The organism is Streptomyces sp. NPDC050704 (assembly GCF_040654355.1).
Classification (GTDB): Bacteria; Actinomycetota; Actinomycetes; order Streptomycetales; family Streptomycetaceae; genus Streptomyces.
In genome coordinates, this window is the sequence record NZ_JBFAHW010000043.1 from 36,925 (window position 1) to 50,201 (window position 13,277).

A 13,277-nucleotide genomic window follows, 5' to 3' on the forward strand; every position below is an offset into this window, starting at 1 on the left:
GTACGCTGCGTCGACCCTACGGCCAACAATTCACGCAAATGGGACGGGAAGCCGGAGCGCGGGCGTCTTTGACGCAACCCTGATGCGCGGGAAGCGGGAAGCGGGAAGCGTGAGGCAGAACGCGGGCCCGGGGCCCAGGGGCGACGGCAACGGCCCGTGGCACTCCGGAAGTCGTCGAGTCGTCCGGGACGCCACGGGCCGCACGCCGGCCGGCGCTTCAGGCCTTGACGGTGAAACCGTGCTCCGCACCGAGCTTGCCCAGGGTCGTCCGCCCCGGGATGCCGTCGGCCTCGGCGCCGGTGTAGCCGTACCGGCGCTGGAGGGCCGCGTACGCCTCGACGGTCCTGGTCCCGAAGGAGCCGTCCGCCCACTGTGCGGGCAGCAGCCCCTCGGCGACGAGGGCCTTCTCGACGACGAGGACGTCCGCCTTGTGTGTCTTGCCGCCCTGGGGCAGGCCCGGATCGCGGCGTGCGGCGGCGATCAGGTTGCTCAGGTCGACGACCGGCTTCTGCGGTTTGGGCGGCTCGGGCGGCTTGGGGCCGGTGCCCGGCGCCGGTTTGCCGTCCGCCGCCTCGAAGAGGGCGGACTTGTCGATGTTGCCCGGGTCCCAGTGGTCGTTGCCGGGGATGTTCGCGTGGCCGTAGTGACCGCCCTTGGTCAGCCACACCGAACGGGGGCGGTTGGTCGCGTCGGCGGCCGACTTCGCCAGGCGGCCCGCCGGGAAGGTGTCCGGGACATTCCAGGAACGGATCGCGGCCATCATGGCCCTGAAGTTCGGACCCGGCTTCCAGGTGGCGGTGAACGGCTTGGCCGCCCGCCCGAGCACCTCGATCTGGATGCACACCTTGCCGACGCGGTTGGTCCGCGTCGAACCGTCATTGCGCAGGGCGCGGGCGCTCTGGTTCAGCGGGCCGAACTGGCCGAGCCGGTCGGTGGTCGGGGCGTACAGCAGGTGCGGCTCGGCGGACACCCGGATCAGATGCGCCGCCACGGCACGGAACGCGTCGTCACCACTGCCGCTCTCCGTGGTGTGCCAGACGACGCGGCCGGGGGCCGACGCGAGGTCCATCGCGCCTCCGATGCTCCCGTCACCCAGTCTCTGCGCTTTGTCGATCCAGATCTTGCTCATCCCCAGGTCCCCCATGTCGGTCTGTCCGGTTCGGTAAGTGCCGGGCGGAACAAGGGAGTTGACGCCTCGACATCGGCTCTCCCCCCAACCTCTTCCGCCCTGGGTGACGCAGCGTAGCCACTCAGGGGTTGCGGTTCAGGGCGTTTCTTAAATCAGACGTTTATTGATTCGGAGCCCCGCCCGCCTGACCCAAGGCGCCGGGAACAGCGATGGGCCGCACTCCCCGAGGGGAGTGCGGCCCATCGCCCACTTCCTGCAAGCGGCCGTACGCGGCTACCGGACCTCGGTGATCTCCGGTCCGCGCTGCAGCTGACCCATGCCGCCGGAGAAGCGGGAACCGGCCTGCTCCTCCTGCTGAACGCCCTCGGCGACCATCTGCGCGTCGTCCGGAAGCTTCAGGACGATCGGGTCGCGCGGGGCCATCGGGCCGTCGCCGCGGACCACCACGGTGTCCCGGAAGATCGACTCCAGTACGCCGCCGCTCTGCGGCTGCACGGCGCCCTGGCCGGAGATCACTCCGCGCAGGAACCAGCGGGGGCCGTCCACACCGATGAACCGGACGACCTGGAAGCCGCCCGTCCCGTCCGGCAGCTGCACCGGCACCTGGGCGCGCAGCTCCCAGCCCAGCGGGCCCTCGACCTCGTCGATGACACCGCCCTGCTGGGTGATGCCGGAGGCGATCTCCTCGCGCACCTCGCCCCAGATGCCCTCGCGCTTGGGAGCGGCGAAGGCCTGCAGCTGGACGGCGCTGTCCTTCAGCACCACGGTCGCCGCGACGATCGCGTCGCCCGCGACCTCCACGCGAAGCTCCATGCCGTCGACCCCCGGCACGAAGAGGCCGCCAAGGTCGACCCGGCCCTCGGCCGGATCACGCACCTCGGCGCTGTCCCAGGGACCGTCGGGGCGCGGCTCCGGTTCGAGCCTCACGCGCCCGCGCTCCGCCCCGTCCGCCTCAGTGTCGACGCCGTCGACGACCTGCTCGGCCTCGCCCGCCGCGTCCTCGGCGGCACTGCCCTTCTTGCGACGTCCGAACACGTCAATGTCCTTCCCGGTCGGATACGACCGAAGCGTATCGATTCCCACCCGATGTGCCGCCCACGGCGGCATGCCCGCCAGTGGACCCGAAGCCCACGGCGGCATGCCCGCCAGTGGACCCGAAGCCCCCTGCGGCCCGCGCCGAGTCGGGAAGCTCCGCCACCTCCTGGAAGCGCACCTTCTCGACCTGCTGGACGATCAGTTGGGCAATCCGGTCGAAGCGCTCGAACCGCACGGACTCGCGCGGGTCGAGATTCACCACGATCACCTTGATCTCCCCACGGTACCCGGCATCCACCGTCCCCGGGGCATTCACGAGAGCGACACCGCAGCGGGCGGCGAGCCCGGAGCGCGGGTGCACGAAGGCCGCGTACCCCTCGGGGAGCGCGACGGACACTCCGGTGGGCAGCACGGCTCGTTCACCGGGCTCCAGTTCACAGTTCTCCGTCGTCCGGAGGTCCGCGCCGGCGTCGCCGGGATGCGCGTATTCCGGAAGCGGTACGTCCGGATCGACGCGCTTGATCAGCACGTTCACGGGAGCCGGGGTCATGGGAGTCGAAGGCATGGAAGCCGGGGTCACGGGTTCACCTCGAAGGCACGGGTACGCCGGACCTGGTCCGGTTCGTTCATGGCCGCCCTGATCTCTTCCGGGCGGCCGTTGTCGATGAAGTGGTCGACCTTCACCTCGATGAAGAGGGCGTCCGCGCGGACGGCGACGGGCCCCTCGGGGCCGCCGATCCGCCCGGTGGCGGTCGAGTAGATCTTGCGTCCCGCCACCGCCGTGACCTCGGCCTCCAGGTACAGCACGGTGCCGACGGGCACGGGCCGTACGAAGTCGGTCTCCAGCCGTCCGGTCACGGCGATGGTGCGCAGCAGCCAGTTCAGCGAGCCGAGGGTCTCGTCGAGGGCGCTCGCGAGGACTCCGCCGTGCGCGAGGCCGGGAGCGCCCTGGTGGGCGCCCTTCACCGTGAACTCCGCGGTGATCCGCACGCCTTCACCGGCGCGGGCCGCCAGGTGCAGCCCGTGCGGCTGCTCGCCGCCGCAGCCGAAGCACTGGTCGTAGTGCGCGCCGAGCAGCTCGCCGGGGGCGGGCGCGTCCGGGTGCCGCACCGGCGCCACGGCGTCGGCCGGGGGCCGCAGTGCTGAAGATGTACCACTCACAGGCGCAGACCCTACCTCCGCGTAAGCCGGACATACGCACCGTGGCAGGCTTGGCCGTATGCAGCCTTCCGCCCCACCGTACGAAGAACGTCTGACCGCGCCTCGCTCCTGGTGGCTCATCAGCCTCCTGGTGGGCGTCTCGATGGCCCTGATCCTGCTGCCGTTCGGCACGCTGCCGCTGCTGGGCGGCCTGGTCGGCGGCACTGCGGTCGCGGCGGTGGCGGCCAGCTCGTACGGCTCGGTGCGGATCCGTGTGGTGGGCGGCTCCCTGATCGCGGGCGATGCGAAGATCCCGGTCTCCGCCCTCGGCGAGGCCCACATCCTCGACGCCGAGGAGGCCCGCGCCTGGCGCACGTTCAAGGCCGACACGCGCGCCTTCATGCTCCTGCGCTCCTACGTCCCGACCGCCCTCCGCGTGGAGATCACGGACCCGTCGGACCCGACCCCGTACGTGTATCTGTCGACCCGGGAGCCGGAGCGCCTGGTGGCGGCACTGGACGCGGTGCGCGCCGCGTAGACCGCGCAGGAAGCCGCCGCTGTCTCGGGGTGCGGCGTGAGGTGCTGCGCGCGCGGGCACCCCGCACGCGTGTTCAGCGCCCCAGCTCCCTGGGGTTCTCCCCCATGCCCAGCGGATCGGCGGGTTTCTCCAGGGGCGGCAGGGCCGGCAGCGCGTCCCACGGCACCTGCGCCTTGCGGAGGTCCCTGCGGACGCGATCGGCGAGCTTTCTCGTGTCACGGCGGTTCATGACCGCCCCGACGGCGGCGCCGACCATGAACGGCATCAGGTTCGGCAGGTTTCTGACCATGCGCTTCATGATCTGCTGACGCAGCTCGCGCTTCATGTGGACCCCGAGGGCCCCGTTGAACGTCGACGGCTTGGTCACGTCGATGCCGCGCTCCTCCGACCACGAGTTCAGATACGTGGTGGAGCGCTCTTTCACGTTGCCCGGCGGCCGCAGGCCGTAGACCTCGTACAGCTCGGCGATCAGCTTCAGCTCGATCGCGGCGACGCCGGTGACCTCGGCGGCCAGCTCCGTGGGCATCGCGGGTGGTACGGGCATCATCGCGGCGGCGCCGACTCCGGCGCCCACGGTGGACGTCGCGTTGCACGCGCCCGCGACGAGCTTGTCCGCGAGCTGCTCGGGCCCCAGGCCGGGGAACTGCTTCCGCAGCGTCGCGAGGTCGCGTACGGGGATACGCGGGGCGTTCTCGATGATTCGGTCGGTCAGGTACGCCAGGCCCGCCCTGGCCCGGCTGCCGCCTTTACGGACACCTTCCCTGACCCCGTGGCCGACGGCGGCCACTCGGCGTTTGGCGACAGGCGCCTTCGGATCCGGCACCGCCAGGGCACCGGAGGCGCCTGTCGCGTCCACCGCTTCGAGCGAGGCCGGGCGGCCCCGCTCGTCGTCACGTACGCCGTCCGAAGACGGACCGGCCGCTCCCTGGTCACGGAAACGGCGCTTCCAGGGCGGGGTCGAGCCAGTCACGGCCGACCCTGCCTCAGTCGCAGTCGCGGCAGATCGGCTGGCCGTTCTTCTCGCGGGCCAGCTGGCTGCGGTGGTGGACCAGGAAGCAGCTCATGCAGGTGAACTCGTCCTGCTGCTTCGGCAGGACCCGGACGGCCAGCTCTTCGTTCGAGAGGTCCGCGCCGGGCAGCTCCAGGCCTTCCGCGGCCTCGAACTCGTCGACGTCTACCGCCGAGGTCGACTTGTCGTTCCGGCGAGCCTTGAGTTCTTCAAGGCTGTCCGAGTCGACGTCGTCGTCGGTCTTTCGTGGTGTGTCGTAATCCGTTGCCATGTCGCTCTCCCCCTCTGGGTGTCTGCGGTGTCTCCAGCGCACGTAACGCGCGAGAGGCCGGACTTGTGCCCGACCCGAAGCGGAGATTTTGCCTCACATCAAGGTCTGTTACTCAATCGACACCCAATCGGACCCCTCAAGAGTGATCGGCTTGGATGGCGAACGGGACCGTACACGGTCCGAATGCCGCACTTCAAAGGCGTCTCACCGTGTACTTCCCGTGATCTGAACCCCCGAAAACCCGGATGTTCCCGGCTTTCCGACAGCCTTCTTGATCACGGAGAGTAGATGGCCGGAAATTCGTCCTTGTGATCGATCACACACGAGTCCGCTGGGCAGGTGCCCAGAAAATTCCGCGCAAAGCGAACATCCTCGCGTGTCGGCGACATGGTCTCAGATAGGCAGGGTTACTCGCATCACCAGTCCACCTCCCTCGCGCGGTTCCGCGGCGATGTGACCACCGTGGGCACGGGCCACCGACCGGGCGATCGACAGGCCGAGACCCACGCCCTTGTCACTGCCCGTGCGCTCCGTCCGCAGCCGCCGGAACGGTTCGAAAAGATTGTCGATCTCGTACGCGGGGACCACGGGACCGGTGTTGGACACCACGAGGACCGCCTGACCGTGCTGCATCTCCGTCGTGACCTCGACCCAGCCGTCCTCCGCCACGTTGTACCGCACGGCGTTCTGGACCAGGTTCAGGGCGATGCGCTCCAGGAGGACGCCGTTGCCCTGGACGACCGCGGCAGTCTGCTCGCCGCGGATCTCCACACCCTTCGCGTCCGCCTCGGCACGCACCTGGTCGACGGCCTGCGAGGCGACCTCGGCGAGGTCGACCGGCTTGCGCTCCACGATCTGGTTGTCGCTGCGGGCGAGCAGCAGCAGGCCCTCGACGAGCTGCTCACTGCGCTCGTTGGTGGCGAGCAGGGTCTTGCCGAGCTGTTGCAGCTCCACGGGTGCCCCGGGATCGGACAGGTGCACCTCCAGGAGCGTGCGGTTGATCGCCAGTGGGGTCCGCAGCTCGTGCGAGGCGTTCCCCACGAACCTCTGCTGGGCCGTGAAGGCCCGCTGCAGCCGCTCCAGCATGTCGTCGAAGGTGTCCGCCAGCTCCTTCAGCTCGTCGTCCGGGCCGTCCAGCTCGATCCGCCGCGACAGGTCCGAGCCGGCCACCGCGCGCGCGGTGCGGGTGATCCGGCCGAGCGGCGCGAGGACGCGGCCGGCCATCGCGTAGCCGAAGGCGAACGCGATCACGGCGAGGCCGAGCAGGGCGAGGAGCGAGCGGCTCAGGAGGTTGTCGAGGGCGTGCTGACGCTGCTCGTTGACGCAGGCGTTCATCGCCTCGTTGAGTTCGGTCGCCGACGGGCTGGGCGGGAAGTTGCAGGTGGGGCTGGTCACCCCGCCGGAGACGATCCTGAACGGCAGACCACTGCCCACGTTCAGGGCCTCGGCGGCGAGCAGATAGATGATCGACAGCAGCAGGATTCCGGCGATCAGGAACATGCCGCCGTACAGCAGGGTGAGCCTTATCCGGATGGTCGGACGCAGCCAGGGGAACGGCGGCTCCGGTTTCCTCGGGTCCCAAGTGGGCTTCGGAGGCGCCTTGGGCGGCGCGGGTGTCGTGGCCATCGCAGATCAGATCCGGTAGCCGGAACCGGGCACGGTGACGATCACCGGGGGCTCGCCCAGCTTGCGGCGCAGGGTCATCACGGTGACACGTACGACGTTGGTGAACGGGTCGGTGTTCTCGTCCCAGGCCTTCTCCAGGAGCTGCTCGGCCGAGACGACGGCGCCCTCGCTGCGCAGCAGCACCTCCAGGACGGCGAACTCCTTGGGCGCGAGCTGGACCTCCTTGCCGTCCCGGAAGACCTCGCGACGGTTCGGGTCGAGTTTGATGCCGGCCCGCTCCAGGACAGGCGGCAGCGGCAGGCTCGTACGCCGGCCGAGGGCACGCACGCGTGCCGTCAGCTCGCTGAACGCGAAGGGCTTGGGGAGGTAGTCGTCGGCCCCGATCTCCAGGCCCTCCACACGGTCGCTGACGTCTCCGGAGGCCGTGAGCATCAGCACGCGCGTGGGCATGCCGAGCTCGACGATCTTGCGGCAGACGTCGTCGCCGTGCACCAGGGGGAGGTCGCGGTCGAGGACCACCACGTCGTAGTCGTTGACTCCGATGCGTTCCAGGGCGGCCGCACCGTCGTACACGACGTCGACGGCCATGGCCTCCCGGCGCAGTCCGGTGGCCACCGCATCGGCGAGCAGTTGCTCGTCCTCGACGACGAGTACGCGCACGTCGCTTGTCCTTCCTCTGTCCACCCGCGTAGCGCCTCCTCGGCACACACGGGCAGGGTCTGATGGGGGTCCCCGCTCGAACGCAGCCGCGATTGGGGAGGGTGAGACCTCCATCCTGCCCTTTTCGGCCATAAGTCGGCTGTAAGGCGGGTGCGGGGGCCCGGGAATGGGAGATTTTCTCGTTCGGTTGAGGTTTCCGTGGAAGGGAGCGGGGGGAGGACGGCTTTACACCCCGCGATCACGCTCTGCTTGTGCCGCACCACCATGCGGTACGCCACGATCCGCTTCCGCAGGGCGGGCGTGGGTGTCCGGCACCGTCGCCGCCCAGCCCGGGCAGCGCTGGGCGGGCACCCGGAGGCGTGATCGCCCCTTCTGAACGGCACACCCCCGTGCCACCGACCCACGACCCAGGACGAGGGGGCGCAGCATGGACGCATTCACCGCAGGACTTCTGCAGCGCATAAGGGCGACCGAGTCCGACCTGACGATGGCTCGCGAGACCGGCGACGACTTCCTCGCGGAGGTCGAGCAGGCCGAGCTGGACGACCTGCACCGCCTGGCCGCTGAGCACGGCGTGGAGGTCGGCGCGTCACGCGTCTGACGTAGTCCTACGAGAAGCAGCCCCGGCATCGATCCAGTGCCGGGGCTGCTTCTTTTTGGGGCTCGGTTCGCCTCCGGGGCGCAAAGCCTGTGTCGAGAGCCCGATCGTGCTCGACCCCTCCTTCGTCGGGGCCTCCGCGCGTTCGGGCTCTCGACACAGGCGCGCCCCTTCGGCTCACTCGCCGCCAATGTGTGCGCCACTCACTCGCCGGTGTTATACGCGGTGTCAGCCGCTCGGGTGTTTTACCCGCTGTCAGTCCGTGCTGGACGTGTGCGCGCTGTCAGTCGTGCCACGCTCCCAGTTCCTCCAGGCGGGCCTGGAGCGGCTCGAAGAGGCCGGGTGGGGCCGCGATCGTCAGGTCGGTCGAGAGGGGCTCGCCGGGACGTCCACCGGTCAGCGCGCCCGCTTCCCGGGCGATGAGGTCACCGGCCGCGTAGTCCCAGTGGTTCAGCCCTCGCTCGTAGTACGCGTCCAGGCGGCCCGTCGCCACGTCGCACAGGTCGATCGCCGCCGAACCGCCCCGGCGGATGTCCCGCACCTCCGGAACCAGGTGCCGGACGACCTCGGCCTGCCGGGCCCGGCGCTCGGCGAGATACCCGAAGCCGGTGCCGACCAGGGCCTGTCCGAAGGCGGGGGCGGGCCGCACGCGCGCGGGGACGTCGTTCACGTACGCGCCCTCGCCCAGGACCGCCCGGCACGTCTCACCGCGCATCGGGGCGTGCACCACTCCGACGATCGCCTCGCCGTCCTTGAGCGCCGCGATGGACACTGCCCAGCTGGGCAGTCCGTACAGGTAGTTGACCGTCCCGTCGATCGGGTCGATCACCCACTGGACGCCGCTGCTGCCCTCGACGCTGGCACCCTCCTCACCGAGCACGCCGTCGTCCGGCCTGAGGTCGGCCAGCAGTCCGGTGATCAGCTTCTCGGAGGCGACGTCCATCTCGGTGACGACGTCGACGGCGCTGGACTTGGTGGCGGCCACGCCGAGGTCGTCGGGGCGGCTGTCGCGCAGGAAGGCGCCCGCGCGGTGTGCCGCGTCGAGCGCGATCTCCAGGAGCTCGGCCTTCAGGCGGTCGCTCGCTGTTGTGGTCACGGTGCTCCTCATGCGTACTGGCTGTCGGCGCCCGCGGCTGCGGGCTTCGGGGCGCGGGCGGGGCAGCAGCCCACGGGGCACAGGTCGTGGCTCGGGCCCAGCGGGCCGAGCGCGCAGGGCGTCACGTCCTTGCCGCTCTCGGTGGCGGCCCGCTCCAGGACGAGGTCGCGGATCGCGGCGGCGAACCGCGGATCGGCGCCCACGGTGGCCGAGCGGCCGACCGGCAGACCCAGCTCCTCGGCCTTGGCCCTGGCCTCCGTGTCGAGGTCGTACAGGACCTCCATGTGGTCCGAGACGAACCCGACGGGAGCCATCACGACGGCCGGGACCCCGGCGCCGTGCAGCTCCTCCAGGTGGTCGCAGATGTCCGGCTCCAGCCACGGGATGTGCGGGGAGCCGGAGCGCGACTGGTAGACGAGCTGCCAGGGGTGGTCGACGCCGGTCTCCTCGCGCACGGCGTCGGCGATGAGCTGCGCGACGTCCAGGTGCTGCTTCACGTACGCGCCGCCGTCGCCGTGGTCCTCGACGGGGCCTGAGGTGTCCGCGGAGGCGTTCGGGATCGAGTGCGTCGTGAAGGCGATGTGCGCGCCCGCGCGGACGCCCTCGGGAAGCCCGGAGAGGGACTTCAGGACACCCTCGATCATGGGCTCCAGGAAGCCGGGGTGGTTGAAGTAGTGCCGCAGCTTGTCGATCCGCGGCAGCTCCAGGCCCTCGGTCTCAAGAGTCGCCAGGGCCCCGGCGAGGTCCTCGCGGTACTGCCGACAGCCCGAGTACGAGGCGTACGCGCTCGTGGCGAGCACCAGGATCCGGCGACGGCCGTCGGCGACCATCTCGCGCAGGGTGTCGGTCAGATACGGGCCCCAGTTGCGGTTGCCCCAGTACACGGGCAGGTCCAGGCCGTGGTCCGCGAAGTCCTTGCGGAGGGCGTCCAGGAGGGCGCGGTTCTGGTCGTTGATGGGGCTGACCCCGCCGAACAGGAAGTAGTGCTGCCCCACTTCCTTGAGGCGTTCCTTGGGGATGCCGCGTCCCCGCGTCACGTTCTCCAGGAACGGAACCACGTCGTCGGGGCCTTCGGGGCCGCCGAACGAGAGCAGGAGCAGGGCGTCGTAGGGGGTGGCATCGAGCGCGTCTCGCATGCCTCGATCCTGCCACTCGCCTCCGACAGGCGGACAACGGCGGGGGCCGGACGGCAGGCGGGCGGGGTGACGGGCGGAACCCGGGCGGGTGCGAGGTCCGCCGACTCGTAAGCTGTATCGGCCACATTCACGCCTTACCGGACCATCGCCGGAGATCCCCGTGCCCAGCCCCTACCGCGCCCTGTTCGCCGCCCCCGGCTCGACGGGCTTCACCACCGCGGGGCTCCTCGGCCGGATGCCGCTGTCGATGATGGGCATCGGCGTGGTCACGATGATCTCCCAGCTCACCGGGCGGTACGGGCTCGCGGGCGCACTGGCCGCGACCATCGCACTGTCCGCGGCCGTGCTCGGCCCGCAGATCTCGCGCCAGGTGGACCGGCACGGTCAGCGGCGGGTACTGCGCCCCGCCACATTGGTCGCACTCACCTCGGCCGCCGGTCTGCTGGCAGCCGCGCACTTCGACGGACCGGACTGGCTGCTGTTCGTCTGCTCGGCCGGCATCGGCTGCGTACCGAGCATCGGAGCGATGACCAGGTCCCGCTGGGCGTTCCTCTACCGGGGCAGGCCGGAACTGCACACCGCGTACGCCCTCGAGTCCGTCATCGACGAGGTCTGCTTCATCTTCGGCCCGATCATCTCCATCGGTCTGTCGACCGTCTGGTTCCCGGAGGCCGGGCCGCTGCTCGCGGGCTGCTTCCTGGCGGCCGGTGTCTTCTGGCTGACCGCCCAGCGCGCCACCGAGCCCCCGCCGCAGCCGCGCGAGCACCACACGGGCGGCTCGGCCCTGCGCTCGGCCGGACTGCAGGTCCTGGTGGCCACCTTCGTGGCGACGGGAGCGATCTTCGGCGCGGTCGACGTGGTCACCGTGGCCTTCGCCGAGGAGCAGGGCCACAAGGGGGCCGCGAGTATCGTCCTGGCCGTGTACGCGGCGGGCTCCTGCGTGGCGGGAGCCGCGTTCGGGCTGCTGCGCTTCGCGGGGGCTCCCGCCCGCAGGTGGCTGCTGGGCATATGTGCCATGGCCGTGAGTATGATCCCCCTCCTACTGGTCGGAAACTTGCCGTTCCTGGCCGTGGCGCTGTTCGTTGCGGGCCTGTTCATCGCGCCGACGATGATCACGACGATGGCCCTCGTCGAACTGCACGTACCTCGCGCGAAACTGACCGAAGGCATGACGTGGGTGAGCACCGGACTCGCGGTCGGCGTAGCGCTCGGCTCCTCCCTGTCCGGCTGGGTGATCGACACGGCCGGGGCGCGGGCCGGGTACGGGGTTCCGGCGGTGGCCGGAACCGTCGCGGCGGCGGTCGGTTTCCTCGGGTATCGCCGGCTCAGCAAGCCGGTTCCGCGTCGGGGAGGAACCCATGAGCAGCACAGCGAACGGGAAGAGCGGCACCTGGCGTAACTGGGCGGGGAACGTCACCGCCCGGCCCGCCCGGGAGGTCACTCCGGCCTCCGTCGAGGAGCTCTCCGCCGCCGTGCGCCGGGCCGCGGCGGACGGGCTCAGGGTCAAGGCCGTCGGTACCGGGCACTCCTTCACGGCCGCCGCCGCGACCGACGGCGTACTGATACGCCCCCAACTCCTCACCGGTATCCGGAAGATCGACCGCGAGGCCGGCACCGTCACCGTGGAGGCGGGCACCCCGCTGAAGCGGCTGAACCTGGCCCTCGCCCGCGAGGGGCTGTCGCTCACGAACATGGGCGACATCATGGAGCAGACGGTGTCCGGTGCGATCAGCACCGGCACGCACGGCACCGGCCGCGACTCCGCCTCGATCGCCGCCCAGATCACGGGCCTTGAGCTGGTGACGGCCGACGGCTCGGTCCTCTCCTGCTCCGAGAAGGAGAATCCCGAGGTCTTCGCGGCGGCCCGGATCGGGATCGGCGCCCTGGGTGTCATCACCGCGATCACCTTCTCCGTAGAGCCCGTTTTTCTGCTCACGGCCCGCGAGGAGCCGATGAGTTTCGACGAGGTCACGAGCACCTTCGACGAACTGTTCGCGGAGAACGAGCACTTCGAGTTCTACTGGTTCCCGCACACCGACAGCTGCACCACCAAGCGCAACAACCGCAGCGCGGGCCCCGAGAAGCCGGTCAGCACGGTGCGTGGCCTCTTCGAGGACGAGTTCCTCTCCAACGGCGTCTTCCAGGTGGCCAATTACGTGGGCCGTGGCGTGCCCGCCACGATCCCCGCGATCGCGAAGATCTCCAGCCGCGCCCTGTCCGCGCGCATGTACACCGACATTCCCTACAAGGTCTTCACCTCTCCGCGCCGGGTGCGGTTCACGGAGATGGAATACGCGGTCCCGCGCGCGGCCCTCGTCGAGACGCTGCGCGAACTGAAGGCCATGGTCGACCGGTCGCCGCTGCGCGTCAGCTTCCCCGTGGAGGTGCGTACGGCGCCCGCGGACGACATCACCCTGTCCACGGCGTCCGGCCGGGACACCGCGTACATCGCCGTCCACATGTTCAAGGGCACCCCGTACCAGGCGTACTTCAGCGCCGCCGAGCGCATCTTCACCGCGCACGAGGGGCGGCCGCACTGGGGCAAGATCCACTCGCGCGACGCGGAGTACCTCGCCGAGGCCTATCCGCGCTTCGGCGAGTTCACCGCACTCCGGGACCGGCTCGACCCGGAACGGCGGTTCGGGAACGACTACTTGCGCCGAGTGCTGGGCGAATAGCCGGACAGGTCGGCCTGGTGCGCGAGAAAGGGACACACAGGCGAAACGATTCGTTCCGTTTCTGGTGATTACGTGAAGTGCGGTGCGCGCCATGGTCACGAGAACGTCGTCGCGGGCGGCCAACTCCCGTCCCCGGACAGAAGTTCGGTGGCGTGCCGATCCACGCAAGTGGCCCGAATGGAGTACTGTTGCGAGCCCTGGGTCCGGACACTCGCCAGGGCGTCCGGGGCCTTCCAGGACCGCCGGGAGGGGGCTCGTTGCACAGGGTGATGGAGTTCGTCACTTAGCGTTGCGAATAGGTAACCGTGCCATAACGGCGAGTCAGGGCCCGCGCCCGACACGCCGGGCAACTCGGCAAGGT

At 70.2% G+C, this 13,277-nt stretch carries 14 protein-coding genes; 4 read left to right on the forward strand and 10 right to left on the reverse strand.

The features are described from left to right. Positions 1-217 precede the first annotated feature (217 nt). The 4 genes from AB0I18_RS24940 to AB0I18_RS24955 all read right to left on the reverse strand — a co-directional run bounded on the left by AB0I18_RS24940 (position 218) and on the right by AB0I18_RS24955 (position 3,325). Positions 218-1,129, reverse strand: a complete 912-nt coding sequence (locus tag AB0I18_RS24940; RefSeq protein WP_363107781.1) for a peptidoglycan-binding domain-containing protein — start codon at positions 1,127-1,129, stop codon at positions 218-220. A gap of 273 nt (positions 1,130-1,402) precedes the next feature. Beyond that, on the reverse strand, positions 1,403-2,164 hold the full coding sequence (locus AB0I18_RS24945) for a DUF3710 domain-containing protein (RefSeq protein ID WP_363107782.1): 762 nt from the start codon (positions 2,162-2,164) through the stop codon (positions 1,403-1,405). Position 2,165: 1 nt separating this feature from the next. Next, complete coding sequence (gene dut, locus AB0I18_RS24950; RefSeq protein WP_363107817.1) at positions 2,166-2,714, reverse strand: dUTP diphosphatase; 549 nt, start codon at positions 2,712-2,714, stop codon at positions 2,166-2,168. Between the two features lie 26 nt (positions 2,715-2,740). After that, entirely contained in the window at positions 2,741-3,325 is a 585-nt protein-coding gene (locus AB0I18_RS24955) for a PaaI family thioesterase (protein ID WP_363107783.1), read from the reverse strand. 58 nt (positions 3,326-3,383) lie between these two features. Between AB0I18_RS24955 and AB0I18_RS24960 the strand changes: the two genes are divergently transcribed. Next, the gene (locus tag AB0I18_RS24960) at positions 3,384-3,842 is read left to right on the forward strand and encodes a DUF3093 domain-containing protein (RefSeq protein ID WP_363107784.1); all 459 of its coding nucleotides are present in this window, start codon (positions 3,384-3,386) and stop codon (positions 3,840-3,842) included. A gap of 73 nt (positions 3,843-3,915) precedes the next feature. Here AB0I18_RS24960 and AB0I18_RS24965 read toward each other — a convergent pair whose 3' ends face one another. The 4 genes from AB0I18_RS24965 to AB0I18_RS24980 form a co-directional block, all read right to left on the reverse strand. Next, the gene (locus AB0I18_RS24965; protein WP_363107785.1) at positions 3,916-4,812 is read right to left on the reverse strand and encodes a hypothetical protein; all 897 of its coding nucleotides are present in this window, start codon (positions 4,810-4,812) and stop codon (positions 3,916-3,918) included. A gap of 13 nt (positions 4,813-4,825) precedes the next feature. Beyond that, complete coding sequence (locus AB0I18_RS24970) at positions 4,826-5,122, reverse strand: DUF4193 domain-containing protein (protein ID WP_005481602.1); 297 nt, start codon at positions 5,120-5,122, stop codon at positions 4,826-4,828. 393 nt (positions 5,123-5,515) lie between these two features. Then, positions 5,516-6,748 carry a HAMP domain-containing sensor histidine kinase gene (locus AB0I18_RS24975; protein WP_363107786.1) on the reverse strand — a complete coding sequence of 411 codons (1,233 nt, stop codon included), beginning with the start codon at positions 6,746-6,748 and terminating at the stop codon, positions 5,516-5,518. 6 nt (positions 6,749-6,754) lie between these two features. Next, on the reverse strand, positions 6,755-7,408 hold the full coding sequence (locus tag AB0I18_RS24980; protein ID WP_006380516.1) for a response regulator transcription factor: 654 nt from the start codon (positions 7,406-7,408) through the stop codon (positions 6,755-6,757). Positions 7,409-7,835: 427 nt separating this feature from the next. Between AB0I18_RS24980 and AB0I18_RS24985 the strand changes: the two genes are divergently transcribed. Further along, positions 7,836-8,009 (forward strand): hypothetical protein, encoded by a 174-nt coding sequence (locus AB0I18_RS24985; protein ID WP_189841132.1) that lies wholly within the window; start codon positions 7,836-7,838, stop codon positions 8,007-8,009. Positions 8,010-8,289: 280 nt separating this feature from the next. Here the strand turns inward: AB0I18_RS24985 and AB0I18_RS24990 are convergent, their stop codons facing one another. Next, positions 8,290-9,114 carry an inositol monophosphatase family protein gene (locus tag AB0I18_RS24990; RefSeq protein ID WP_363107787.1) on the reverse strand — a complete coding sequence of 275 codons (825 nt, stop codon included), beginning with the start codon at positions 9,112-9,114 and terminating at the stop codon, positions 8,290-8,292. Next, positions 9,111-10,238: a ferrochelatase gene (locus AB0I18_RS24995; RefSeq protein ID WP_363107788.1), complete on the reverse strand. Its 1,128-nt coding sequence runs from the start codon at positions 10,236-10,238 to the stop codon at positions 9,111-9,113. Before AB0I18_RS24995 ends, AB0I18_RS24990 begins: the two co-directional genes overlap by 4 nt. Before the next feature lie 160 nt (positions 10,239-10,398). Here AB0I18_RS24995 and AB0I18_RS25000 point away from each other — a divergent pair, with 160 nt between their 5' ends. Together AB0I18_RS25000 and AB0I18_RS25005 are read left to right on the forward strand one after the other, a co-directional pair. Next, positions 10,399-11,637, forward strand: a complete 1,239-nt coding sequence (locus tag AB0I18_RS25000; RefSeq protein WP_363107789.1) for an MFS transporter — start codon at positions 10,399-10,401, stop codon at positions 11,635-11,637. After that, on the forward strand, positions 11,597-12,916 hold the full coding sequence (locus AB0I18_RS25005; RefSeq protein WP_363107790.1) for a D-arabinono-1,4-lactone oxidase: 1,320 nt from the start codon (positions 11,597-11,599) through the stop codon (positions 12,914-12,916). Before AB0I18_RS25000 ends, AB0I18_RS25005 begins: the two co-directional genes overlap by 41 nt. The last annotated feature ends 361 nt before the right edge of the window (positions 12,917-13,277 follow it).

What these genes read in the sequence shown, in the direction of transcription:
- AB0I18_RS24940 (WP_363107781.1), bottom strand. Translation starts at nt 1,129, where the DNA reads ATGAGCAAGATCTGGATCGACAAAGCGCAGAGACTGGGTGACGGGAGC.
- dut (WP_363107817.1), bottom strand. Translation starts at nt 2,714, where the DNA reads ATGACCCCGGCTCCCGTGAACGTGCTGATCAAGCGCGTCGATCCGGAC.
- AB0I18_RS24960 (WP_363107784.1), top strand. Translation starts at nt 3,384, where the DNA reads ATGCAGCCTTCCGCCCCACCGTACGAAGAACGTCTGACCGCGCCTCGC.
- AB0I18_RS24970 (WP_005481602.1), bottom strand. Translation starts at nt 5,122, where the DNA reads ATGGCAACGGATTACGACACACCACGAAAGACCGACGACGACGTCGAC.
- AB0I18_RS24975 (WP_363107786.1), bottom strand. Translation starts at nt 6,748, where the DNA reads ATGGCCACGACACCCGCGCCGCCCAAGGCGCCTCCGAAGCCCACTTGG.
- AB0I18_RS24985 (WP_189841132.1), top strand. Translation starts at nt 7,836, where the DNA reads ATGGACGCATTCACCGCAGGACTTCTGCAGCGCATAAGGGCGACCGAG.
- AB0I18_RS24990 (WP_363107787.1), bottom strand. Translation starts at nt 9,114, where the DNA reads ATGAGGAGCACCGTGACCACAACAGCGAGCGACCGCCTGAAGGCCGAG.
- AB0I18_RS24995 (WP_363107788.1), bottom strand. Translation starts at nt 10,238, where the DNA reads ATGCGAGACGCGCTCGATGCCACCCCCTACGACGCCCTGCTCCTGCTC.
- AB0I18_RS25005 (WP_363107790.1), top strand. Translation starts at nt 11,597, where the DNA reads ATGAGCAGCACAGCGAACGGGAAGAGCGGCACCTGGCGTAACTGGGCG.